The organism is Streptomyces sp. NPDC103540 (assembly GCF_055584445.1).
This window is the reverse complement of record NZ_JBVJMA010000007.1, coordinates 231,203-254,259: the sequence shown is the minus strand read 5'-3', so window position 1 is coordinate 254,259 and position 23,057 is coordinate 231,203. Positions and strand designations below refer to the sequence as shown.

21 protein-coding genes are annotated in these 23,057 nt (G+C 73.5%); 15 read left to right on the top strand and 6 right to left on the bottom strand.

Annotated features, from left to right (window positions below; translation table 11 throughout):
• Positions 1 to 40 precede the first annotated feature (40 nt).
• Complete coding sequence (locus ACZ6ZI_RS19080) at positions 41 to 979, top strand: LysR family transcriptional regulator (protein WP_363061095.1); 939 nt, start codon at positions 41 to 43, stop codon at positions 977 to 979.
• 37 nt (positions 980 to 1,016) lie between these two features.
• On the opposite strand, the gene ACZ6ZI_RS19075 is transcribed toward ACZ6ZI_RS19080, so the two are convergent.
• From ACZ6ZI_RS19075 to ACZ6ZI_RS19060, 4 genes are all read right to left on the bottom strand, one after another.
• Positions 1,017 to 1,835: a hypothetical protein gene (locus ACZ6ZI_RS19075; protein ID WP_469522076.1), complete on the bottom strand. Its 819-nt coding sequence runs from the start codon at positions 1,833 to 1,835 to the stop codon at positions 1,017 to 1,019.
• A gap of 27 nt (positions 1,836 to 1,862) precedes the next feature.
• Complete coding sequence (locus ACZ6ZI_RS19070) at positions 1,863 to 2,570, bottom strand: gamma-glutamyl-gamma-aminobutyrate hydrolase family protein (protein WP_469522073.1); 708 nt, start codon at positions 2,568 to 2,570, stop codon at positions 1,863 to 1,865.
• Between the two features lie 59 nt (positions 2,571 to 2,629).
• On the bottom strand, positions 2,630 to 4,096 hold the full coding sequence (gene eat / locus ACZ6ZI_RS19065; RefSeq protein ID WP_469522070.1) for an ethanolamine permease: 1,467 nt from the start codon (positions 4,094 to 4,096) through the stop codon (positions 2,630 to 2,632).
• A gap of 120 nt (positions 4,097 to 4,216) precedes the next feature.
• Positions 4,217 to 4,963, bottom strand: coding sequence for a FadR/GntR family transcriptional regulator (locus tag ACZ6ZI_RS19060; protein WP_363061087.1), 747 nt, complete (start codon positions 4,961 to 4,963; stop codon positions 4,217 to 4,219).
• Between the two features lie 77 nt (positions 4,964 to 5,040).
• On the opposite strand from ACZ6ZI_RS19060, the gene ACZ6ZI_RS19055 reads away from it, so the two are divergent.
• The 4 genes from ACZ6ZI_RS19055 to ACZ6ZI_RS19040 all read left to right on the top strand — a co-directional run bounded on the left by ACZ6ZI_RS19055 (position 5,041) and on the right by ACZ6ZI_RS19040 (position 10,144).
• Positions 5,041 to 6,411, top strand: coding sequence for a glutamine synthetase family protein (locus tag ACZ6ZI_RS19055; RefSeq protein WP_469522067.1), 1,371 nt, complete (start codon positions 5,041 to 5,043; stop codon positions 6,409 to 6,411).
• 82 nt (positions 6,412 to 6,493) lie between these two features.
• Entirely contained in the window at positions 6,494 to 7,873 is a 1,380-nt protein-coding gene (locus tag ACZ6ZI_RS19050; RefSeq protein ID WP_469522064.1) for an aldehyde dehydrogenase family protein, read from the top strand.
• 6 nt (positions 7,874 to 7,879) lie between these two features.
• A complete protein-coding gene (locus tag ACZ6ZI_RS19045) occupies positions 7,880 to 8,674 on the top strand; it encodes a 3-oxoacyl-ACP reductase (RefSeq protein WP_469522060.1) in 795 nt (264 codons plus the stop codon).
• Between the two features lie 147 nt (positions 8,675 to 8,821).
• Complete coding sequence (locus ACZ6ZI_RS19040; RefSeq protein ID WP_469522058.1) at positions 8,822 to 10,144, top strand: haloacid dehalogenase-like hydrolase; 1,323 nt, start codon at positions 8,822 to 8,824, stop codon at positions 10,142 to 10,144.
• A gap of 83 nt (positions 10,145 to 10,227) precedes the next feature.
• Here ACZ6ZI_RS19040 and ACZ6ZI_RS19035 read toward each other — a convergent pair whose 3' ends face one another.
• The gene (locus tag ACZ6ZI_RS19035; RefSeq protein WP_469522056.1) at positions 10,228 to 11,421 is read right to left on the bottom strand and encodes an amino acid deaminase/aldolase; all 1,194 of its coding nucleotides are present in this window, start codon (positions 11,419 to 11,421) and stop codon (positions 10,228 to 10,230) included.
• A 179-nt stretch (positions 11,422 to 11,600) separates the two neighbouring features.
• On the opposite strand from ACZ6ZI_RS19035, the gene ACZ6ZI_RS19030 reads away from it, so the two are divergent.
• The 3 genes from ACZ6ZI_RS19030 to ACZ6ZI_RS19020 are packed head-to-tail and all read left to right on the top strand — an operon-like array spanning position 11,601 to position 14,427.
• Entirely contained in the window at positions 11,601 to 12,404 is an 804-nt protein-coding gene (locus ACZ6ZI_RS19030; protein ID WP_469522053.1) for a hypothetical protein, read from the top strand.
• Positions 12,401 to 13,678: a type VII secretion-associated serine protease mycosin gene (gene mycP, locus ACZ6ZI_RS19025; RefSeq protein WP_469522051.1), complete on the top strand. Its 1,278-nt coding sequence runs from the start codon at positions 12,401 to 12,403 to the stop codon at positions 13,676 to 13,678. The genes ACZ6ZI_RS19030 and mycP overlap by 4 nt, the downstream gene beginning before the upstream one ends.
• A 2-nt stretch (positions 13,679 to 13,680) precedes the next feature.
• A complete protein-coding gene (locus tag ACZ6ZI_RS19020; RefSeq protein ID WP_363061073.1) occupies positions 13,681 to 14,427 on the top strand; it encodes an SseB family protein in 747 nt (248 codons plus the stop codon).
• 104 nt (positions 14,428 to 14,531) lie between these two features.
• On the opposite strand, the gene ACZ6ZI_RS19015 is transcribed toward ACZ6ZI_RS19020, so the two are convergent.
• Entirely contained in the window at positions 14,532 to 14,912 is a 381-nt protein-coding gene (locus ACZ6ZI_RS19015; RefSeq protein WP_363061071.1) for a DUF1844 domain-containing protein, read from the bottom strand.
• 325 nt (positions 14,913 to 15,237) lie between these two features.
• Here ACZ6ZI_RS19015 and infC point away from each other — a divergent pair, with 325 nt between their 5' ends.
• The 7 genes from infC to pheT all read left to right on the top strand — a co-directional run bounded on the left by infC (position 15,238) and on the right by pheT (position 22,938).
• Positions 15,238 to 15,948, top strand: a complete 711-nt coding sequence (infC, locus tag ACZ6ZI_RS19010) for a translation initiation factor IF-3 (protein ID WP_469522048.1) — start codon at positions 15,238 to 15,240, stop codon at positions 15,946 to 15,948.
• Between the two features lie 105 nt (positions 15,949 to 16,053).
• Entirely contained in the window at positions 16,054 to 16,248 is a 195-nt protein-coding gene (rpmI, locus tag ACZ6ZI_RS19005; RefSeq protein WP_266598480.1) for a 50S ribosomal protein L35, read from the top strand.
• Positions 16,249 to 16,350: 102 nt separating this feature from the next.
• On the top strand, positions 16,351 to 16,737 hold the full coding sequence (rplT, locus tag ACZ6ZI_RS19000) for a 50S ribosomal protein L20 (protein ID WP_007263143.1): 387 nt from the start codon (positions 16,351 to 16,353) through the stop codon (positions 16,735 to 16,737).
• A 172-nt stretch (positions 16,738 to 16,909) separates the two neighbouring features.
• Positions 16,910 to 17,767, top strand: a complete 858-nt coding sequence (locus ACZ6ZI_RS18995; RefSeq protein ID WP_363061066.1) for a TrmH family RNA methyltransferase — start codon at positions 16,910 to 16,912, stop codon at positions 17,765 to 17,767.
• 54 nt (positions 17,768 to 17,821) lie between these two features.
• Complete coding sequence (locus tag ACZ6ZI_RS18990) at positions 17,822 to 19,144, top strand: sensor histidine kinase (protein ID WP_469522046.1); 1,323 nt, start codon at positions 17,822 to 17,824, stop codon at positions 19,142 to 19,144.
• A 138-nt stretch (positions 19,145 to 19,282) separates the two neighbouring features.
• The gene (pheS, locus tag ACZ6ZI_RS18985; RefSeq protein ID WP_469522045.1) at positions 19,283 to 20,410 is read left to right on the top strand and encodes a phenylalanine--tRNA ligase subunit alpha; all 1,128 of its coding nucleotides are present in this window, start codon (positions 19,283 to 19,285) and stop codon (positions 20,408 to 20,410) included.
• Complete coding sequence (gene pheT, locus ACZ6ZI_RS18980) at positions 20,410 to 22,938, top strand: phenylalanine--tRNA ligase subunit beta (RefSeq protein WP_469522042.1); 2,529 nt, start codon at positions 20,410 to 20,412, stop codon at positions 22,936 to 22,938. Before pheS ends, pheT begins: the two co-directional genes overlap by 1 nt.
• Positions 22,939 to 23,057: the final 119 nt, after the last annotated feature.

Below are 23,057 nucleotides of genomic sequence, written 5' to 3'. Positions count from 1 at the left end.
CGGCAGGGATCACCTCCCTATGAGGCCATAAACTGATGTTATGGGTAATGAGGAGTGGGTTCCGCTCGCGCACCGCGTACCGGACCTGGGCGCGCTGGAGCTGCTGCTCGCGGTCGCCCGTGTCGGCAGTCTGAGCGGCGCGGCCCGCCGGCTGGGCATCACGCAGCCCGCCGCGAGCAGCCGGATCCGCGCGATGGAGACCCGCCTCGGGGTGGCCCTGGTGGACCGATCGCCGCGCGGCTCGACGCTCACGGCGGAGGGCGCGCTGGTCACGGACTGGGCCCGGCGCGTGGTGGAGGCCGCCGAGGCCTTCGACGCCGGGGCCCAGGCGCTACGGGGCCGCCGCGACTCCCGGCTGCGGGTGGCGGCCAGCATGACCATCGCGGAGTACCTGCTGCCCGGCTGGCTCATCGCCCTGCGCGGGGAACGCCCCGGGACCGCGGTCTCCCTGCACGCGGGCAACTCGGCCGACGTCGCCCAGCGCGTACTGGCCCACGAGGCGGACCTCGGCTTCGTCGAGGGGTTGTCGGTCCCCGACGGCCTGGACTCGGTGGTCATCGCCCAGGACCGCCTCGTGGTGGCGGTGGCCCCCTCGCACCCCTGGGCGCGCCGCTCGCGCGGGGTCCTGGCGGCGGAACTGGCGGCGACCCCGCTGATCCTGCGCGAGCGGGGCTCGGGCACCCGACAGGTGCTCGACGCCGCCTTGGCCTCCGCCGGAGGACTGGCGGAGCCGCTGCTCGAACTGGCGTCGACCACCGCCGTCAAGGGCGCCGCGGTGAGCGGAGCGGGCCCGTGCGTCCTGTCCGAGCTGGCCCTGGGGGACGAACTGGCGGCCCGCCGCCTGGTGGGGGTGCCGGTGGAGGGGACCGCGCTCGACCGCGCGCTGCGGGCGGTGTGGCCCATGGGCGCCCGCCCCGCCGGTCCGGCCCGCGACCTGCTCTCCCTGACGCGCCGCCGCACCCCGCCCGTCTCCGCCTGAGCCCGGTTCCGGCCGGATCGGGGCGGGTCGGGGCGCATCAGGCCGGTTCGCTCGGCGTGTCGTCGTGCGCGCGCAGGGCCTTGGTCAGGAGGGCGCCGGCGACGATCAGGGCCACGCCCAGCCACCACACGTTCCCGTCGAAGACCAGCACCGCGATGCCGATCGGGACGAGCAGGCCCGCCAGCGGCAGCAGCAGACCGGCGAGCCGGCCGCCCTCGGGGGCGCCGCCACCGGCCGCGCGGACGGCGCGGGCGCGCACGACCTCCGGGTACCAGACGGTGAACCGCAGCGCGGCCACGATCGCGAGGATCTGGATGATCCAGCCGGTCCAGATGTTGTTCGGGTTGCGCAGGACCAGGTCCCCGAAGGCGCCCGCGAGGGCCGCCACCAGGAAGGCCAGGCCCCACACGGCCGTGATGACCCGGTTGGCCCGCAGGAAACCGGGCTCGTGCCACAGGGCGGGATCCACCTGTTCACGGGCGTACTGGAGGGTGAAGGGCATCCCGACGGCGATCGAGCCGAAGGCGATCAGGGTCAGGGTGATGTTCGCGACCTCGCCGGCGTACGTCTCCAACCAGCGCAGCGTGCCCGCGCTCGCCAGGATCCCCACGACGGTCATCGCGGCGAAGAACACGACGTCCGCCACTTCCAGCAGCTTCCACGAGCTGCCCCGGTGGACCACCCGGCCCAGCACGACCAGGGCGACGGCCGCGGCCAGGGCGAGCCCGACCGCGATCTCGAAGCGCCCCGGGCCGACCAGCAGGGAGAAGACGATCCACGGCGCCATCCCGATGACCGGGTTCTCCAGGAACCCGGCCATCGACCGGGAGGCCGCTCCATAGGCTTCGGACCGCACCCCTCCAGCCTGCCCCGGACGGCCGGGTCAGGCCACCGGTACCGCCGAGCGCTCGGCGGCGGCCTCCAGGAACGAGGCCATCACGCGGGTGTCCTTGTCCCGCTCGGGGTGCCACTGGACCCCCACCACCCACCGGTCGCGCTCCGGCAGTTCCACGGCCTCCACCGTGCCGTCCTCGGCGTACGCGGAGACGACCAGGCCGCGCCCGAGCCGCTCGACCGCCTGGTGGTGGTACGTCGGCACGTCCGCCACCTCCGGGACCAACTCCCCGTACCGGGTGCCCGCCACGGGGCTGACCGGGTGCCAGGACGTGACCCCGGGGGTGTGGACGTGGCCGTCGATGTGCTGGATCAGCGTGCCGCCCAGGGCCACGTTCAGCGCCTGCATGCCCCGGCAGATGCCCAGCAGCGGGGTGCCCGCCTCCAGGGCCGCCGCGATCAGCGCGAGCTCCCACTCGTCGCGCACCGTCGCCGCCGGCCCCGTACGGGGGTCGCGCGGGGCCCCGTAGCGGACCGGGTCCACGTCGGGGCCGCCCGAGACGATCAGGCCGTCCAGCCGGTCCAGCACCTCCGCCGCCCGCTCCGGTTCGTCCGGCGGCAGCAGGACGGCCGTGCCGCCCGCCGCCTGGACCAGTTCGTAGTACCCGCTCGGCACCAGGGCCGTGGGCAGGTCCCACACGTTGTAGCGGGTGGATTCCTCGACGTAGGTGCTGATGCCGATGAGCGGCCTGGGCACGGTGTTACCTCCAGGGTGGTGCCGGACGGTGGTGCTCGGAGACGACAGGGGCAAGGATTTCAGTCGCGGGTCAACTCGGCCTCGGCTTCCGCCAGCGCGGCGAACTCCTCCTCGGGTGCCGAGGCCACCAGGTGGTGCCGACTGTAGATCGCGAAGTAGGCCAGGGCGACGGCGTACACGGCGAGGGCGATGAACGCGGCGTCCCGGTCCACCAGGAAGGTGGCGACCAGGGCCGAAAGGGCGAGGACGAAGGCCACGGACGAGGTCAGGACGCCGCCCGGGGTGCGGTACGGCCGCTCCAGGCCGGGCTCGCGGCGGCGCAGCACGATGTGGGACAGGGCCATCAGGGCGTACGAGATCGTCGCCCCGAACACGGCGATGTTCAGCATGCGCGCGCCGTTGCCGGTGGCCGCCGCGAGGGCGAATCCGATGGCGCCGGGAATCACCAGTCCGAGGTACGGGGCCTTGCGCTTGGAGGTGAGGGAGAGGAACCGCGGGAGGTAGCCGGCGCGGGACAGGGCGAACAGCTGGCGCGAGCCCGCGTAGATGAGGGAGAAGAAGGAGGCGACCAGTCCGGCCAGCCCGGCGTAGTTGACGAACCGGCTCAGCGCGGTCGGCCCGTCCTCCCCCTCCAGGGCGACGACGAGCGGGTTGCCGGCGCTCTTGACGGCGTCGGCGCCCTGGGCGCCGGTCGCGGCGAAGAAGGTGATCAGGGCGAGCAGCGCGAGGACGCCCATGGAGATGGCCAGCGCCTTCGGCATCGAGCGGACCGGGTCCTTGGCCTCCTCGGCGGCGAGCGGTACGCCCTCGACGCCGAGGAAGAACCACATGCCGAACGGGAAGGCCGCCCAGATGCCGAGGATCCCGAAGGGCAGCCAGGAGCCGGAGCCGAACGCGCTCGTGTCCACGGGGATGTCGTCGAGCGAGGAGGCGTCGAACTCGGTCAGGGCGCCGACCGCGAAGATCAGCAGCGCGGCCACCGCCACGGCCGTGACGATCAGGCTGAAGCGCAGGGCCTCGCCCACGCCCCACAGGTGCACCCCGATGAAGAGGACGAAGCAGCCGAGGTAGACGGGCCACCCGGAGGTCAGCCCGAACAGGCCCAGGGACTCGACGTAGTCGCCGATGAAGATGACGATGGCCGCGGGGGCCAGGATGTACTCGATGAGGATGGCGGTGCCGGTGAGGAAGCCGCCCCAGGGGCCCAGCGCCCGGCGGGCGAAGCCGTAGCCGCCGCCCGCCGTCGGCAGGATCGTGGACAGCTCGGCCAGGGAGAAGACCAGGCAGGCGTACATCGTGCCCATGAGCACGGTGGCGATGGCCAGGCCGCCGAAGCCGCCCTTGTCCAGGCCGACGTTCCAGCCGGAGAAGTCCCCGGAGACGACGTAGGCGACGCCGAGGCCGGTCAGCAGCAGCCAGCCGGCGCTGCCGCGGCGCAGGGTGCGGCGCTCCAGATAGGCCGCGTCGGCGTCGCCCTTCTCGGCGGGTGGTGCGGATACGGGCAGCGGTGCGATGTCGTCGGCCATGTGCGCTCCTGCCTAGGGCAATGCAATGGTTGTGAGGCGTACCTTTGCGTCAAGGGTGTGGAGCGCGCAAGACCCTTGCGTTAAACACCGGTTACGAAACGGCCGCCGCGGGGCGCCCGGTCAGGCGAGGAACCCCCGCAGCAGGGCCGCCGTGCCGCAGCAGTGCTCCCGCATCGCCCGCCGGGCGCCCTCCGCGTCCCGCTCCAGCACCGCCTCGACGAGCGCGGTGTGCTGCTGCTGCGAGTGCTCCAGGTTGCGCACCAGCAGCGGGATGCAGTCCAGCAGGTCGTTCACGGTCGCGCGGACGGCGGCGTACTGGGCCGTCAGGCTGGCGGAGCCCGCCAGTTCGCACAGGGTGAGGTGGAAGAGGGTGTCCTGGCGGCGGTAGTCGGGCAGCGGGGCGTCGTGCGTGGCCGTCAGCGCCCGCAGCAGCCGCTCGGCGCCCTCCTCGGAGAGCCCCTGGGAGGCGCACAGTCCGGCCGCCCCCACCTCCAGGACCTCGCGGAACCGCAGCACGTCCTCGATGTCCACCCCCGCCACGCGCCGGCGCAGCTCCTCCTCGGCGCCGCCGGCCGGCGTGTCCGGGCGGGCCAGGACGAACGTCCCGCCGTAGCGCCCGCGCCGGGCCTCCACCAGGCCCTGGTCCTGGAGCACCTTCAGCACCTCGCGCAGGGTGACCCGGCTGATGCCCATCCGCTCCGCCAACTCGCGCTCCGGCGGAAGGCGTTCCCCGCCGGGCACCAGACCCAGCCGGACCACCTGGAGGATCTGCTCCAGCGCCTCCTCGAACCCGTTGCCCGCCCGCACCTGGCGCAGTACGGGATTCAGCCGCGCGATCGCGCCACCCTCGTCCGTGATGTCGGTCATCTCGGCCCCTCCCCTTCCCAAGCAATGGTTCTGTTCAATACCTTAGGCGCACTCGGCTCACCGAAGGAGAGATTCCAGTGGTAGACCGCAAGCCCCCGCTCACCCCCGAGGCGCTCCGTGCCCTCGTGGAGAGCGGTGAGATCGACACCGTGGTCCTGGCCTTCCCCGACATGCAGGGACGGCTCCAGGGCAAGCGGTTCGCCGCACGCTTCTTCCTCGACGAGGTCCTCGCCCACGGCACCGAGGGATGCAACTACCTCCTCGCCGTCGACACCGACATGAACACCGTCGACGGCTACGAGATGTCCTCCTGGGACCGGGGCTACGGCGACTTCGCCATGCACCCCGACCTCGCCACCCTGCGCCGCATCCCCTGGAACCCCGGCAGCGCCTTCGTCATGGCCGACCTCGCCTGGAACGACGGCACGCCCGTCGTCGCCGCGCCCCGCCAGATCCTGCGCCGACAGCTGGAACGCCTCGGCGAACTCGGCTACACCGCCATGGTCGGCACCGAGCTGGAGTTCATGGTCTTCCAGGACACCTACGAGCAGGCCTGGAACACCAACTACCGGGGCCTGACCCCGGCCAACCAGTACAACATCGACTACTCCGTCCTCGGCACCGGCCGGGTCGAACCCCTGCTGCGCCGCATCCGCAACGAGATGCAGGCCGCCGGCCTGGTCGTCGAGTCGGCCAAGGGCGAGTGCAACCTCGGCCAGCACGAGATCGCCTTCCGCTACGACGAGGCGCTCACCACCTGCGACCAGCACGCCGTCTACAAGACGGGGGCCAAGGAGATCGCCTCCCAGGAGGGCGTCTCCCTGACCTTCATGGCCAAGTACGACGAGCGCGAGGGCAACTCCTGTCACATCCACCTCTCACTCACCGACACCGACGGACGCAACGCCATGGCCGGCGAGGCCGACCGGGACCACGGGATGTCCCCCGTGATGCGCCACTTCCTGGCCGGACAACTCGCCGCACTGCGCGACTTCTCCCTTCTCTACGCCCCGAACATCAACTCGTACAAGCGTTTCCGCCCCGGATCCTTCGCACCGACCGCCGTCGCCTGGGGCGTCGACAACCGCACCTGCGCCCTGCGCGTGGTCGGCCACGGACGTTCCATGCGCTTCGAGAACCGCCTCCCCGGTGGCGACGTCAACCCCTACCTCGCGGTGTCCGGCCTGGTCGCGGCCGGTCTCTACGGCATCGAGAACCGCCTCGAACTCCCCGAGGCCTGCCCCGGCAACGCCTACACCGCCGACTTCGCGCACGTCCCCACCACGCTGCGCGAGGCCGCCGAACTGTGGGAGAACAGCGAGATCGCCAAGGCGGCCTTCGGCCCCGAGGTCGTCGCGCACTACCGCAACATGGCCCGCGTCGAACTCGACGCCTACGACTCCGCCGTCACCGACTGGGAGCTGCGCCGCTCCTTCGAACGCCTCTGACCGCCCCGCGGCACGACCGCACCCCCGATCCGCGGTTTCGACCCGCACCCCCGATCCGCACCCGCACCCCGAAAGGCATCACGTGTCCGACGCGCCGGCCCCCGCCGACCTGGCCGTACTGAACCCGGCCACCGAGGAACTCGTCGCCACCGTCCCGGCCGCCACACGGGACGACGTCGACGCAGCCGTCGTACGGGCCACCGCGGCCCAGCGCCGCTGGGCGGCCCTCGCCCCCGCGGACCGGGCCAGAGCACTGCGCCGCTTCGCGGCCGTCGTCGACGGGCACATCGAGGAACTGGCCCTGCTGGAGGTCCGCGAAGCCGGCCACACCCTCGGCAACGCCCGCTGGGAAGCCGGCAACGTCCGCGACCTGCTGGAGTTCGCCGCCGGGGGAGTGGAACGCCTCTCCGGCCGCCAGATTCCCGTCGCCGGCGGCATCGACGTCACCTTCCTCGAACCCCTCGGCGTCATCGGCGTGATCGCCCCCTGGAACTTCCCCATGCCGATCGCCGCCTGGGGCCTGGCCCCCGCCCTCGCCGCCGGCAACGCCGTCCTCCTCAAGCCCGCCGAGACCACCCCGCTCACCGCCCTGCGCCTCGCCGAACTCGCCCTCGAAGCCGGGATCCCCGAACACCTCTTCCAGGTGCTCCCCGGCCACGGGTCCGTCACCGGCGACGCCCTGGTAGAGCACCCCGGAGTCGCCAAGATCGTCTTCACCGGCTCCACCCCGGTCGGCAAGCGGATCATGGCCAAGTGCGCCGACCGCGTGAAGCGGGTCACCCTCGAACTCGGCGGCAAGAGCCCCAACATCGTCTTCGCCGACGCCGACCTCGAAGCCGCCGCCGCGGCCGCCCCCATGGCCTACCTCGACAACACCGGCCAGGACTGCTGCGCCCGCACCCGGATCCTCGTGCAGCGCACCGTCTACGACCGGTTCCTGGAGCTCGTCGCCCCCGCCGTCGAGGCCGTCCGCGTCGGCGACCCGCTCGACGAGAAGACCCAGATGGGCCCCCTCATCTCCCGCACCCAGCTGGAGCGGGTCCGCTCGTACGTCACCGACGACCTCACCGCGATCCGCGGCACCGCCCCCGACGGCCCCGGCTTCTGGTTCCCGCCCACCCTCGTCACCGACGTCGCGCCCACCGCGCCCGTCGCCGCCGAGGAGGTCTTCGGACCCGTCGCCGTCGTCCTGCCCTTCGAGGACGAGGAGGACGCCGTACGCCTGGCCAACGCCACCTCCTACGGACTGTCCGGCTCCCTGTGGACCCGCGACGTCGGCCGCGCCCTGCGCGTCTCGCGCGCCGTCGCCGCGGGCAACCTGTCCGTCAACTCCCACAGCAGCGTCCGCTACTGGACCCCCTTCGGCGGCTACAAGCAGTCCGGACTCGGCCGCGAGCTCGGACCCGACGCCCTCACCGCTTTCACCGAGACCAAGAACGTCTTCATCAGCACGGAGGCCTGAAACACCATGAGCACTGCGTCCCGCGAAGAGATCGTCTGCCGCCGCCTGGTCGGCCGGACCGCTGTCATCACCGGAGCCGGCAGCGGCATCGGCCTCGCCACCGCCCGCCGGCTCGCCTCCGAAGGCGCCAACGTGGTGTGCGCGGACATCGACGAGACCGCCGGCAAGGCCGCCGCCGAGGAGGTGGGCGGTCTGTTCGTCAAGGTCGACGTCACCAGCCCCGAGGAGGTCGAGGCGCTGTTCAAGACCGCCTTCGACACCTACGGCTCGGTCGACATCGCCTTCAACAACGCGGGCATCTCGCCCCCGGACGACGACTCGATCCTCACCACCGGCCTGGAGGCCTGGAAGCGCGTCCAGGACGTCAACCTGACCTCCGTCTACCTGTGCTGCAAGGCGGCCCTGCCGTACATGCGGCGCCAGGGCCGGGGCTCGATCATCAACACCGCCTCCTTCGTGGCGATCATGGGCGCCGCGACCTCCCAGATCTCCTACACCGCCTCCAAGGGCGGCGTGCTCGCCATGTCCCGCGAGCTCGGCGTGCAGTTCGCCCGCGAGGGCATCCGCGTCAACGCCCTGTGCCCGGGACCGGTCAACACCCCCCTCCTCCAGGAACTGTTCGCCAAGGACCCCGAGCGGGCGGCCCGCCGCCTGGTGCACATCCCGCTCGGCCGTTTCGCCGAACCCACCGAGATCGCCGCCGCCGTCGCGTTCCTCGCCAGCGACGACTCCTCCTTCATCAACGCCACCGACTTCCTCGTCGACGGCGGCATCTCCGGCGCGTACGTCACCCCCCTGTAGGCCCCCGCGCGGCCCCGAGGGCCCGCCACCCCCGCTCCACCCCTCCCGACAGCCGGGCGTCGCACGACGCCCGGCTGTCGCGCACCGCCGCACACGCCGCACCGCCGCCCGTCACGACCTCCAGGAGACAAGGGAGCGTTCCCACCCGTGCCCCGAACCGTGCCCCGCCCCGTGACCCACCGCCGCACCGTGCGACGGATCCAGGCCGTGGGCGCCGCCCTCGCTATATCCGCCGGCACCCTCGCCGCCTCCGCCCCCGCCCACGCCACCACCGACGGCGCACCCTGCGTCACCCCGCGCCTCGGGGCCGGCTGGCACGGGGACAACCGGGCCCGCCTCCAGCGACTGATCGACGAGTACGGCCGCTGCGGCCCGTACCGGCCGCACCGGAACAAGCCCGTCGCCGTCTTCGACTGGGACAACACCGTCGTCAGGAACGACGTCGGCGACGCCACCATGTTCTGGCTGCTGCGCCACGGGAAGATCCGCCAACCCGCCGCCCGCGACTGGTCCACCACCAGCCGTTTCCTCACCCCGGCCGCCGCCCGCGCGCTGGCCGACGCCTGCGGCCCGCTCGCCCGCCCCGGCACACCGCTGCCCACCGGCACCCCGGCCGGCACGGCCTGCGCCGACGAGATCAACGCCGTCTACGGGAGCGCCACGACCCGCGCCGGAGCCGCCGCCTTCGCCGGCTGGGACCGGCGGACGACCGAACCCGGCTACGCCTGGCTCGCGCAACTCACCCAGGGCTGGACCGCGCGTGAGGTACGCGGCTTCGCGGCGGCCGCCCGGGCCGAGAACCTGGCGGCCCCCGTCGGCGCCACCCAACGCGTCGGCAGCGGCACGGTCACCGGCTGGGTCCGCTACTACGAGCAGCAGCGGGACCTCGTCGCGACCCTGCGGAAGGCCGGCTTCGACGTCTGGATCAGCTCCGCCTCCCCGCAGCCCGTCGTCGAGGTGTGGGCCGACGACGTCGGCATCGACGCCGACCACGTCATCGGCATCCGCAACACGACCACGCGCGACGGCCGGCACACCCCGCACGTCCGGGGGTGCGGAACGGTGCGCGACGGCGCCGACACGATGATCACCTACATCGACGGCAAACGCTGCTGGATCAACCAGGAGGTCTTCGGCGTGCGCGGCGCCGCGGCCGAGCGGATCCAGCCCGCCTCCCGCCGCCAGGTCTTCGCCGCGGGCGACTCCGACACCGACGTCTCGTTCCTGCGGGACGCGACCGCGCTGCGACTCGTCGTGAACCGCAACAAGAACGAACTCATGTGCCGGGCCTACGACGACGCCGACGGCAAGTGGATCGTGAACCCGATGTTCATCGAGCCGAAGCCGCGCAGGACCACCCCCTACCCCTGCTCCACCACCGGCTACGTCGACCACGACGGCACCCCGGGCCCCGTCCGCCGGTCCGACGGCGCCGTCGTTCCCGACCAGACGGACACCGTCTTCCCCTGACGCCCCGCCCGCCCGGCGGCGGCGACCAGGGCCTGTCGTCGAACTCCCGCCTCCGGGCGACGACAGGAGTTCGACGACAAGCCCTAGAGGAAGGTGCGCCCCTCGCCCCGGTACGTCGGGGCGGAGGCCGTCACCCGGTCCCCCTCGACCAGGTGCAACACGTCGAAGCGCTCGCACAGTTCACCGGCCTTCGCGTGCCGGAACCACACCCGGTCCCCGATCAGCAGATCGTCTGCCGGGGCGCCGAGCAGCGGGGTCTGCACCTCACCGGCGCCCTCCTGCGGGTCGTAGCGCAGGCCCGCCGGCAGGTACGGCACCGGCAGGCGGTCCGCACCCGGCGCCCCGGACGCCGGATAGCCCCCGCCCAGCACGGTCACCACCCCGACGCCCGGCCGGCGCACCACCGGCTGCGCGAACAGGGCGGCCGGACGCCCCCGGAACGAGGTGTAGTTGTCGAACAGCCGCGGCACGTACAGCCCCGACCCGGCGGCGATCTCCGTCACCGCGGCCTCGGCCGCCGTCTCGGCGACGCTGCCCGTGCCGCCACCGTTGACGAACTCCAGGTCCGGCACCACCGCGCGCACCGCCGCGACCGCCTCGGCCCGCCGCACCGCCAGCTCCCTGCGGGCCGCCGACTGCATCAGCCGGATCGCCCGCGAACGCAACGGCCGGCCCGTGAGCGCGTCACCGACCCCGGCCACGTGTCCCTCGTAGCCCATCAGGCCCACCACCCGGAACCCGGGCCGCGCGGCCACCGCACGGGCCAGCTCCGCCAGTTGCGCCGGCTCCCGCAGGGGGGAGCGCCGGGCCCCGACCCGCACCCGGCCGCCGAGCAGGCGCAGCGCCGTGTCCAGCTCCAGACAGACCCGCACCTCCTCCGCGCCGCCCGCGCGGGAACGGTCGATCAGGTCCAACTGGGCCGGATCGTCCACCATGACCGTGACGGCCGCGGCCAGTTTCGGGTCGTCCGCCAGCTCCGCGAACGCCGCCCGGTCGGCGGACGGATACGCGAGCAGCACGTCCTCGAAGCCCGAACGGGCCAGCCACAACGACTCGGCCAGCGTGTACGACATGATCCCGGCGAACCCCGGCCGCGCCAGCACCCGCTCCAGCAGCGCCCGGCACCGCACGGACTTGCTCGCGACGCGGATCGGCTTCCCGCCCGCCCGACGCACCAGATCGTCGGCGTTGGCGTCGAACGCCTCCAGATCCACGAGGGCCAGCGGAGCGTCCAGGTGCGCGGTCGCCCGGTCGTACCGGGCCCGGTCGGAAGTCATGGCCCGCAGCTTGCCAGACACCTCTACCGGTGGGTAGAGGCGCACGCGCACCCACCGCCGACCGCGCCGGACCGGCGCGGACCGGGCTCGATCCCGGGCGGACCGGGGACGGCCCCGCTCCCCGGGCCCCGTAGAGTACGGGCAGGCAGCCGTACGGAATCGGGGGGCGGAGCCGCCGGATGACCACGTCGACACCAGGGCCCACGATCCTGGACGAACCCGGCCCGCCCCCGCCAAGGCGCCCGCGCCGCCACCCCCTGCGGGTGGTCACCGCCGTCCTGAGCGCACTCCTCGGCAGCGGCCTCCTCGCCGGCGCCGCCGCCACCGCCTGGAGCGAACACCGCGCCGCGCACCGCCCGTTGCCCCCCGACGCCGCCTACCGCAAGGCCGCTTCGCTGTGGCGCGAGGCCCCCGTGGACCGGTTGTTCCCGCCCGTCATCGACGCCGAGCGCAGCGGCCCCGGCGGCGCCGACCGCACCTGGACCCGCACCGCCCTGGCCCCGGACGCCGACTGCCCGGCCGGCCTGGCCGCCGACTGGCGGACCGCGTTCGCCGCCACCGACTGCACCCGCGTGCTGCGCGCCACGTACACGGACGCCACCCGCAGCAGCCTCGTCAGCGTCGGCCTCGTCTTCACCGCCGCCGACGCCGCGACCCTGGCCGGTCTGGCCCCCCGCCTCGGCGTCCCGCCCGCCTTCGGGTACGCCGACTCCCGCCGCGCCGCCTGGACGGCGACGGCCCTCCCCGGGGCCCCGGTCGTCGTCTACGCCGTCTCCGCCCTCGCCGACGGCCGTGCCATGGACGCCCCGGTCCCCGCCGAGGAGGCGGCCCGCGAGGACGCCGAGGGCGTCGTCGCCGAAGCGGGCCTCGGCCACGCCGCGCGGGCCGTCGCGACCCGGATCGGCCTGGACGTGGGCGCCCTCGCGGCCCCGCCCGCCCCCGCGGGCACCTCCGTACCGGACACCCCGGAGCACCGCCGATGAGCCCGACCCGCACCACCGCGACGGCCACCGCCACCACCGCCGGTCGCACCGCCACCGCCGCCCCTGCCGCCGGACGGCCGGCCGGCCGCGCCGCCGCCCGTACCGCCACCGGTCTGCTCGCGGCGCTGGCGCTGCTGGCCGCCGGCACCGCGACGGCCGATCCCGCCGCCGCCGACACCATCCGCGACCGCCAGTGGGGCCTGCTCGCCCTGCGCGCCGAGGAGGCCTGGGGCACCACCCAGGGGGACGGGATCACCGTCGCCGTCCTCGACACCGGCGTCGACCCCACCCATCCCGACCTCGCCGGGCAGGTCCTGGAGGGCACCGACCTCGTCGGCATGGGCGCCGGCCGCGGCGACCGCGCCTGGGCCCGCCACGGCACCGCGATGGCGAGCATCATCGCGGGCCACGGCCACGGCCCCGACCGCTCCCAGGGAGTCCTCGGCATCGCCCCGCACGCCCGGATCCTGCCGGTCCGGGTGATCCTCGAAGAGGGCGACCCGGGCCGGGCCAAGGCCCGCGACAGCAAGTCCGGCGCCCTCGCCGAGGGCATCCGCTGGGCCGCCGACCACGGCGCCGACGTCATCAACCTCTCGCTCGGCGACGACAGCGACTCCGCCCACCACGAGGCCGCCGAGGACGAGGCCGTCCAGTACGCCCTCGGCAAGGGCGCGGTCGTCGTCGCCTCCTCCGGCAACGGCGGCGAACGCGGCGACCACACCTCCTACCCCGCCGCCTACCCCGGTGTCATCGCCGTCGCCGCCGTCGACCGCAAGGGCCGCAAGGCGCCCTTCTCCACCAGGCACTGGTACGCGACCGTGAGCGCGCCCGGCGTGGACGTGGTCATCGCCGACCCCGACCGCTCCTACTACGAGGGCTGGGGCACCAGCGCCGCCGCCGCCTTCGTCTCCGGCGCCGTGGCCCTCGTCAAGGCCGCCCACCCCGGCCTGTCCCCGGCGCAGATCAAGAAGCTCCTGGAGGACACCGCCGGTGACCGCCCGGCCGGCGGCCGCGACGACGCCCGGGGCCACGGCACGGTGGACCCCGTCGCGGCCCTCCAGGCCGCCGAGGCGCTGCGCCCCGAGGCCCCCGCACCGGCCGCCGTCGCCGCCGGACGGCAGTACTTCGGGCCCGGCCCCGAGCCGGCGCCGGCCCGGGGGAAGGACTCCCGCCCGGGAACCGCCCTGGCCGCCGCCGGGGGAGCGGGCCTGCTGGTGCTGGCCGCCGTACTGGCGCGGCGGCCCCGCGTCGCCCGGCGGGATAGGGTCGGGTAACTGTGGCGACCAAGAACATTCCCGACCCCGGTTTCTCCGACGACGACGGCACCGCCGATCCCCGACTGAGCGCGGCCCTCGCCGCGTGGGCGGCGGACCGGTCGGCCGAACCGCAGGTGCTCGCGGCCCTGAAGGACGCGCGGCTGCTGGTGCCCGTGGTGGCGATGCTCGGCGAGGTCGAGACGGACCCCGAGACGGGCCTCAAGCGCGAGAAGACCAGCGACATGGCGGTGCCCACCCTCACGGCGGGCGACCGGCGGGCCCTGCCCGCGTTCACCTCGATCGCCTCGCTGGCGCTGTGGGACCCGGCGGCCCGCCCGGTGGCCGTCCCGCTGCACCAGGCGCTGGCCGCGGCCGCGCACGAGAAGGCCGACACGATCGTCGTCGACCTGGCCGGACCCGTCCCCTACCAGCTGACCGGTTCCGCCCTGCTGGCCCTCGCGGAGGGGCGTACGGACGCCGACCCGCTGGCCGCGCCGGCCGTGCGGGAGGCCGTACGGGCCGCCGTGGCGGCCGAGCCGGCGGTGCTGCGGGCCCACCTGGTACCCGGCCGCTCCGGCTCGGGCTCCGACGGAACCCTCGCGGTGGTCCTGGCCCCCGACGCCGAGCCCGCGCCGGCGGCCCGCCGCGTGGCGGGGGCCCTCGCCGCCGACGAGACCCTGCGCGCCCGCCTCGTCCGGGGCCTGGACCTGGCCCTGCTCCCGGCCGACTCCCCGGCCCCGCCGGGGGAGGCCCTCTTCACGCGCTGAGCGCGGACGCCGCAGCGGACGCGGACGCGGCCGAGAACGCGGACGGGGGCCGCGGGGTGCTCGACCCCGCGGCCCCCGTCGGGTCCGCCGTACCGCCCCGCGCGTTACGCGTAGACGGGACCCGTGAACTTCTCGCCCGGGCCCTGGCCCGGCTCGTCCTGGACGAGGGAGGCCTCGCGGAAGGCGAGCTGGAGGGACTTCAGGCCGTCGCGCAGCGGCGCGGCGTGGAAGGAGCTGATCTCGGTGGCGCTGGCGGTGACCAGGCCGGCGAGGGCGGTGATCAGCTTGCGGGCCTCGTCGAGGTCCTTGTGTTCGGAGTCCGGCTTGTCCAGGCCGAGGTTGACGGCCGCCGCGCTCAGCAGGTGGACGGCCACCGTGGTGATGACCTCCACGGCCGGCACGTCCGCGATGTCGCGGGTCATGTCGTCGTAGTCGGGGGCGGTGGCGGAGTCGAGAGCGGAATCGGAGGGCGTCGCGTCAGTCATGCGTCCCACGATATGCCGTGCGGCGGGCTTGTTTCGCGGGTGCTAGTATGTACATCGACCGGCCGGACACTGCTGTGCCCGGCCCACAAGTGGAGGCTCCGTTCTCCCACCCGACCACCCTCCGGGGAGGCGGGTCATCCGGTCAGGCGGTATCCATCGTTCCGTACGGACGATGGAAAGTCGCCCGAGTCTGCGCCCCGCGGTTCGCACGCGGCGGTGCTCCGGTTGTTTTGGAGCCCCTGCCTGTGCCCGGCGGGGCTTTTTTCGTTTCCGCCGCGGTAGGTCTGACGACAGAAAGACGTCAGCGGCTGTCTGCCAGACATCCGTGTGGTGCTACCGAGGAGGATCCATCAGCACCGAGCCCCGCATCAACGATCGGATTCGTGTCCCTGAGGTGCGACTCGTCGGTCCCAGCGGCGAACAGGTGGGCATCGTCCCGCTTGCGAAGGCGCTTGAGCTCGCGCAGGAGTACGACCTCGACCTGGTCGAGGTCGCCGCGTCTGCCCGCCCGCCGGTCTGCAAGCTCATGGACTACGGCAAGTTCAAGTACGAGTCGGCCATGAAGGCCCGTGAGGCGCGCAAGAACCAGGCGCACACGGTCATCAAGGAAATGAAGCTCCGGCCGAAGATCGACCCGCACGACTATGACACCAAGAAGGGTCACGTCGTTCGGTTCCTCAAGCAGGGCGACAAGGTCAAGATCACGATCATGTTCCGTGGTCGCGAGCAGTCCCGGCCGGAACTCGGCTACCGACTGCTGCAGCGTCTCGCTTCGGACGTCGAGGAGCTCGGCTTCATCGAGTCGAACCCGAAGCAGGACGGCCGAAACATGATCATGGTTCTCGGTCCGCACAAGAAGAAGACCGAGGCGATGGCCGAAGCCCGCGAGGCGCAGGCCGCCCGCAAGGCCGAGCGCCAGGGTGTCGCGGCCACCGGCGAGGAGGCTCCCGCTCAGGAGGCCGCCCCGGTCGAGGTCGAGGCCACCGAGGAGGTCTCCCCGGAGGCTCCCTCCACCGAGGCGAACACCGAGGCCTGATCCCGAGGCAGCCCGTCTCGGATCACCTACACAACATGACGCTCCCGCCGTCCGGTCCTTCCCCGGACCGGGTGGGAGCGCCACCGACGAGGAGATAACGGCGCCATGCCGAAGAACAAGACGCACAGCGGTACCAAGAAGCGCTTCAAGGTCACCGGCTCCGGCAAGGTGCTCCGCGAGCGCGCCGGCAAGCGCCACCTGCTCGAGCACAAGTCGTCCCGTGTCACCCGCCGCCTCACCGGCACCGCGGAGATGGCCCCCGGCGACGCCGCGAAGATCAAGAAGCTTCTCGGCATCTGATCCGCTTCCGCTCCGCCCGTCGGAGCGGACGGTTCAAGACCGGGACCCCATCGAATTCGGGCCGTGTGAAGACAACCGCGGCCCCGCTACAAGGAGTAAAAAGTGGCACGCGTCAAGCGGGCGGTAAACGCCCACAAGAAGCGCCGGGCGATCCTCGAGGCTGCCTCCGGCTACCGTGGTCAGCGTTCGCGCCTGTACCGCAAGGCCAAGGAGCAGGTCACCCACTCGCTGGTCTACAACTTCAACGACCGCAAGAAGCGCAAGGGCGACTTCCGTCAGCTGTGGATCCAGCGCATCAACGCCGCTGCCCGCCAGAACGGCATGACGTACAACCGCCTCATCCAGGGTCTGAAGGCCGCCAACATCGAGGTGGACCGCAAGATCCTCGCGGAGCTGGCCGTCAACGACGCCAACGCCTTCGCCGCGCTCGTCGAGGTCGCCCAGAAGGCGCTTCCGGCAGACGTCAACGCCCCCAAGGCCGCTGCCTAAGGGCTAGCCGGCCCGCTCCACGCGGCCGGCCCCCACGGACCCGCAGGCGATTCGCCTGCGGGTCCGTGTGCTTTGCGCCCCACCCCCGGTGTGCTTCACGCCCCACGCCCGGCCCCACCCGGCCCCGCCGCGCCCCCGGGCCCCGGAACCTTCGAAAGAGAACCGCAGACACATGGGTTACGCCGACGAGCTGATCTCCCCCCGATCCCCGCGGGTGGCCGCCGCCAGGCGCCTCGCGCGGCGCAACTTCCGCACCAAGGAGCGGCGGTTCATCGCCGAGGGCCCGCAGGCCGTCCGGGAGGCCGTCGAGCACCGCGGGGCGCAGGGCGCGACCCTGATCGAGCTGTTCGCCACCGTCGAGGCAGCCGAGCGCTACGCCGACATCGTCGAGGCCGCGCTGCTGGCCGGCGCCCGCGTCCACCACGCCTCCGACGAGGTCCTCGCCGAGGTCTCGCAGACCGTGACCCCCCAGGGCCTGGTCGGCGTCTGCCACTTCCTGGACTCGCCGTTCGAGGAGATCCTCAAGGCCGGCCCGAAGCTGGTGGCCGTCCTCGCGCACGTCCGCGACCCCGGCAACGCCGGTACGGTCCTGCGCTGCGCGGACGCCGCCGGCGCCGACGCGGTCGTGCTCACCGACGCCTCCGTCGACCTGTACAACCCCAAGTCGGTGCGCGCCTCCGTCGGTTCCCTCTTCCACCTCCCGGTGGCCGTCGGCGTCCCGGTCGAGCAGGCCGTGGCGGGGCTGCGGGCGGCCGGCGTGCGCATCCTCGCCGCCGACGGGGCCGGCACGGACGACCTCGACGCCGAGCTGGACGCGGGCACGATGGGCGGCCCCTCGGCCTGGGTCTTCGGCAACGAGGCCTGGGGCCTGCCCGAGGAGACCCGGGCGCTCGCCGACGCCGTCGTGCGCGTCCCGATCCACGGCAAGGCGGAGAGCCTGAACCTCGCGACGGCCGCCGCCGTGTGCCTCTACGCGTCCGCCCGTGCACAGCGGGCGCCCGGAGGGTGCCGCTCCGTGACCCCCAGCTAGTAGGGTGTCCGCCCGGGAGTCACTGCGCTCCTCGGAGATGTGGGGTACGGGGACATGACCGTCGGTACGAACAGCTCGCCGGGGGCCGCGGGAGCCGCGGACGCGGCCGGGGAAGGACTCCGGGACACCCCCGGGCCCCTCGACGCAGGGTTCCCCGTGCCGCCCGCACCGGACCCGGCCACCGTTCCCGACGCCCTGCGCGGTGTCCCGCCGCAGGCCCCGGCCGCGGCCCGGCGCGCCCCGGGCGGCGAGGGGGCCCCGCGCGGCCGCGGCGCGGGCGCGCGGACCCGTACGGTCGCCGCCGAGGACGGGTCCGGTCGTACGTCGCCGGCCGACCTCGGGCTGATCGACCCCGACGACCTGCCCGACGGGCTCGTCATCGCCGACCACGACGGCCGGGTCATCTGCTTCAACCGGGCCGCCGCCCGGATGACCGCCACCGACCCCGCGCGGGCCCTCGGCGCCCGCATCGACCGGGCCCTGCCGCTGGAGGACCTCGAAGGCCGCCGCTGGTGGGCGCTGACGGACCCCTACGGGGGGCTCGCCACCCGACGCGGCCAGCCCGAGCGCAACCTGCTGCTCCCCGGGGGCCGCGAGGTCCTGGTCTCCGCCCGGTACGTGCGCGCCCACCCCACCGGCCCGGTGCGCCGCCTCGTGGTCACGCTGCGCGGCACCGAGGCCCGCCGCCGCACCGAGCGCAGCCACGCCGAACTGATCGCGACGGTCGCCCACGAGCTGCGCTCGCCGCTGACCTCCGTGAAGGGGTTCACCGCGACCCTCCTCGCGAAGTGGGAGCGGTTCACCGACGACCAGAAACGGCTGATGCTGGAGACCGTCGACGCCGACGCCAACCGCGTCACGCGGCTGATCGCCGAACTCCTCGACATCTCCCGCATCGACTCCGGTCGCCTGGAGGTGCGCCGGCAGCCGGTGGACCTCGCCGCGGCCGTGGGCCGGCACGTCCAGGCGCTCACCGCCAACGGCCAGGCCCCCGAGCGGTTCCTCGTACGGGTCAGCAGGCCGCTGCCGGACTGCTGGGCCGACCCGGACAAGATCGACCAGATCCTGGGCAACCTGCTCGAAAATGCGGTGCGCCACGGGGACGGAACGGTCACCATCGACGTGTCGCCGCACGAGAAGGGAACCGCCGTCACCGTGACCGACGAAGGCCCCGGGATCCCCGAGGAGTCGATGGCCCGCGTCTTCACCCGCTTCTGGCGGGGGAGCAAGCGCGGCGGCACCGGCCTGGGCCTGTACATCGTCAAGGGCATCGTGGAGGCCCACGGCGGCACCATCACCGTCGGCCGGGGCCCCGGAGGCGGCGCCGAATTCCGATTTATCCTGCCCGTGAGCGCGCCGGCCTACCTCACCCAGTAACCCTGCGGAGAGTCTCGCCAGGCGGCCCACGGGCTCCTCCACCCCCGTCGACCTTTAGACTCGTCCTTTGGCACCTTTGTGTCCGCGTGCCGAGTCGTACGGGGACCCACCAGCCAGCCATCGGAAGTACGGGAAGAGATGTCGGCACCGAACAAGTCGTACGACCCTGTCGAGGTCGAGGCACTGAAACCGGAAGAGATCGAGCGCATGCGGGACGAGGCGCTCGCCGCCTTCGCCTCCGCGGGTGACCTCGACGAGCTCCGCGAGGCGAAGACCGCGCACATGGGCGACCGCTCGCCCCTGGCGCTCGCCAACCGCGAGATCGGCGCCCTGCCGCCCCAGGCCAAGGCCGAGGCGGGCAAGCGCGTCGGACAGGCCCGCGGCGCCGTGAACAAGGCCTTCGGGGCCCGCACGGTCGAGCTGGAGGCCGAGCGCGACGAGCGGGTGCTGGTCGAGGAGGCCGTGGACGTCACGCTGCCCCACGACCGCGTGCCCGCCGGCGCCCGCCACCCCCTGACCACGCTGATGGACCGCATCGCGGACATCTTCGTGGCCATGGGCTACGAGGTCGCGGAAGGCCCCGAGGTCGAGGCGGAGTGGTTCAACTTCGACGCCCTCAACTTCACGCCCGACCACCCGGCGCGCCAGATGCAGGACACGTTCTTCGTCAAGGGCCCCGAGGGCACCGAGGGCGACGAGTCCGGCGTCGTGCTGCGCACCCACACCTCCCCGGTGCAGGCGCGCTCGCTGCTGGAGCGCAAGCCCCCCGTGTACATCGTCTGCCCCGGCCGCGTGTACCGCACGGACGAGCTCGACGCGACGCACACGCCCGTCTTCCACCAGGTCGAGCTGCTCGCCGTGGACGAGGGCCTGACCATGGCGGACCTCAAGGGCACCATGGACCACATGGTCCAGGAGCTGTTCGGCGAGGGCACCACCACGCGCCTGCGCCCGCACTTCTTCCCCTTCACCGAGCCGTCCGCCGAGATGGACATGCAGTGCTACGTCTGCCGCGGCGCCTCGGTGGGCAACCCCGACCGCCCCTGCCGCACCTGCTCCAGCGAGGGCTGGATCGAGCTCGGCGGCTGCGGCATGGTCAACCCGAAGGTGCTCGTCGCCTGCGGCGTCGACCCGGAGAAGTACAGCGGCTTCGCCTTCGGCTTCGGCATCGAGCGGATGCTGATGTTCCGTCACAACGTTGAAGACATGCGAGACATGGTCGAGGGTGACGTGCGTTTCACCCGGCCGTTCGGGAGTGAGATCTGATGCGCGTCCCGCTTTCCTGGCTGCGGGAGTACGTCGACCTGCCCGCGGGTGAGACCGGCCGCGACGTGGCCGCCAAGCTGGTCGACGCCGGCCTGGAGGTCGAGACCGTCGAGACGCTCGGCGCCGGCCTGAAGGGCCCCCTCGTCGTCGGCCAGGTGCTGACCATCGAGGAGCTCGAGGGCTTCCGCAAGCCGATCCGTTTCTGCACCGTCGACGTCGGCGCGGCCAACGGCACCGGCGAGCCGCAGGAGATCGTCTGCGGCGCCCGGAACTTCGCCGTCGGCGACAAGGTCGTCGTGGTCCTGCCCGGCGCCGTCCTGCCCGGCGACTTCGCGATCGCCTCGCGCAAGACCTACGGCAAGACCTCGCACGGCATGATCTGCTCCGGCGAGGAGCTGGGCATGGGCGACGACGGCACGCACGGCATCATCGTGCTGCCGCCGGAGTACGAGGTCGGCACCGACGCGATCGAGCTGCTCCAGCTCGTCGACGAGGTCCTCGACATCGACATCACCCCGGACCGCGGCTACTGCATGTCCCTGCGCGGTGTGGCCCGCGAGGCCGCCACCGCCTACGGCCTGCCGCTGCGCGACCCGGCGCTGATCGACGTCCCGGCGCCCAACTCCTACGGCTACCTCGTCAAGGTCGACGACCCGGCCGGTTGCGACCGCTTCACCGCCCGCACCGTGACCGGTCTCGACCCCGAGGCCCGCTCCCCGATCTGGCTCACGCGCCGCCTCCAGAAGGCGGGCATGCGCCCGATCTCGCTGGCCGTCGACGTCACCAACTACGTGATGCTGGAGCTCGGCCAGCCGCTGCACGCCTACGACCGCTCCCGCCTCGACGGCGCGATCGGCGTCCGGCGCGCGGAGCAGGGCGAGAAGTTCACCACCCTCGACGGGGTCAAGCGCACGCTCGACGCCGAGGACCTGGTGATCACCGACAACAGCGGCCCGATCGGGCTCGCCGGTGTCATGGGCGGCGCGAACACCGAGATCGCCGACTCCGTGACCGACCCCGAGACCGGTCTGGTCACGGGCACCACGGACGTCGTCATCGAGGCCGCGCACTTCGACTCCGTGTCGATCTCGCGCACCGCCCGTCGCCTGAAGCTCTCCTCCGAGGCCTCCAAGCGCTTCGAGCGGGGCGTCGACCCGCAGGCCGCGGCCGCCGCCGCGCAGCGCACCGTCGACCTCCTCGTGCTCCTCGCCGGCGGTACCGCCGAGGCGGGCGTCACCGAGCTGATCGCCCCGGGCGCCCCGCGCAGCATCGCCATGCGCGCGGACCACCCGGACCGCGTCGCGGGCATGGAGTACGGCCGCGAGACCGTCGTGCGCCGCCTCCAGGAGATCGGCTGCGACGTCTACGGCCAGGACGAGCTCGTCGTCACCGTCCCCTCGTGGCGGCCCGACCTCGCCGAGCCCAACGACCTCGCCGAGGAGGTCATCCGCCTGGAGGGCTACGGGAACCTCCCGTCCACCCTCCCGCAGGTGCCCTCCGGTCGCGGTCTGACCGCCCGCCAGCAGCTGCACCGCCGGGTCGGCCGCGCGCTCGCCGGCGCCGGCTACGTCGAGGCGCTCAGCTACCCCTTCATCGGGGAGGGCGTCTTCGACCAGCTCCAGCTGCCCGCCGACGACGCCGCCCGCCGGGTCGTGCGCCTCGTCAACCCGCTCTCCGACGAGGAGCCGGCGCTGCGCACCACGCTGCTGCCGGGTCTGCTCGGCGCGCTGCGCCGCAACGACAGCCGGGGCAGCCACGACCTCGCGCTCTTCGAGACCGGTTCGGTCTTCCGGGCCGCCGGGCAGCCGGGCGTCGCCGTACGCCTGCCCGTCGACCGGCGTCCCACGGACGAGGAGATCGCCGGCCTGGACGCGGCCCTGCCCGCGCAGCCGCGGTACGCCGCGGTCGTGCTGGCCGGTGCCCGCGAGCAGGCCGGTTGGTGGGGCAAGGGCCGCCCGGCCGACTGGGCCGACGCGATCCAGGCCGCCCGCGACCTGGCCGCCGAGGCCGGCGCCGAACTGGTCGTGCGCCAGGGGCAGTACGGTCCCTGGCACCCGGGCCGGTGCGCCGAGCTCGTCGTCACCCTGGACGGGGCGGAGACGGTCGTCGGCCACGCCGGCGAGCTGCACCCCCGCGTGGTCAAGGCCCTGGGCCTGCCCGCCCGGACCAGCGCCATGGAGCTCGACCTCGACCTCCTCGCGGCGGCCGGCGGCGAGGCCCTGCGGGCGCCCCGGATCTCCTCCTTCCCGGTGGCGACCCAGGACGTCGCGCTGATCGTCGACGCCTCCGTCCCGGCGGCCTCCGTCGAGTCCGCGCTGCGCGCCGGCGCGGGCGAACTGCTGGAGTCCCTGCGGCTGTTCGACGTGTTCACCGGCGAGCAGGTCGGCGAGGGCAAGAAGTCCCTGGCCTACGCGCTGCGCTTCCGGGCGCCCGACCGCACGCTGACGGCCGAGGAGTCCACGGCCGCCCGCGACGCGGCGGTGGCCCTGGCCGGCGAGCGGACCGGGGCGGTGCTGCGGGGCGCGTGAGCGCCCGGCGGCGGGCCGTGAGGATCCCGCCGTAGAGCCCTGACGAGGGGGCACGCCCGGACCACCGGGCGTGCCCCCTCACTCGTTCGGGTGAGAACGCCGACGACCCGTGTCCGGTA

Coding starts and splice junctions, on each gene's coding strand:
- ACZ6ZI_RS19080 (WP_363061095.1), top strand. CDS start 41: ATGGGTAATGAGGAGTGGGTTCCGCTCGCGCACCGCGTACCGGACCTG.
- eat (WP_469522070.1), bottom strand. CDS start 4,096: ATGGCCGACGACATCGCACCGCTGCCCGTATCCGCACCACCCGCCGAG.
- ACZ6ZI_RS19060 (WP_363061087.1), bottom strand. CDS start 4,963: ATGACCGACATCACGGACGAGGGTGGCGCGATCGCGCGGCTGAATCCC.
- ACZ6ZI_RS19045 (WP_469522060.1), top strand. CDS start 7,880: ATGAGCACTGCGTCCCGCGAAGAGATCGTCTGCCGCCGCCTGGTCGGC.
- ACZ6ZI_RS19035 (WP_469522056.1), bottom strand. CDS start 11,421: ATGACTTCCGACCGGGCCCGGTACGACCGGGCGACCGCGCACCTGGAC.
- ACZ6ZI_RS19030 (WP_469522053.1), top strand. CDS start 11,601: ATGACCACGTCGACACCAGGGCCCACGATCCTGGACGAACCCGGCCCG.
- mycP (WP_469522051.1), top strand. CDS start 12,401: ATGAGCCCGACCCGCACCACCGCGACGGCCACCGCCACCACCGCCGGT.
- ACZ6ZI_RS19015 (WP_363061071.1), bottom strand. CDS start 14,912: ATGACTGACGCGACGCCCTCCGATTCCGCTCTCGACTCCGCCACCGCC.
- rpmI (WP_266598480.1), top strand. CDS start 16,054: ATGCCGAAGAACAAGACGCACAGCGGTACCAAGAAGCGCTTCAAGGTC.
- ACZ6ZI_RS18995 (WP_363061066.1), top strand. CDS start 16,910: ATGGGTTACGCCGACGAGCTGATCTCCCCCCGATCCCCGCGGGTGGCC.
- ACZ6ZI_RS18990 (WP_469522046.1), top strand. CDS start 17,822: ATGACCGTCGGTACGAACAGCTCGCCGGGGGCCGCGGGAGCCGCGGAC.
- pheS (WP_469522045.1), top strand. CDS start 19,283: ATGTCGGCACCGAACAAGTCGTACGACCCTGTCGAGGTCGAGGCACTG.
- pheT (WP_469522042.1), top strand. CDS start 20,410: ATGCGCGTCCCGCTTTCCTGGCTGCGGGAGTACGTCGACCTGCCCGCG.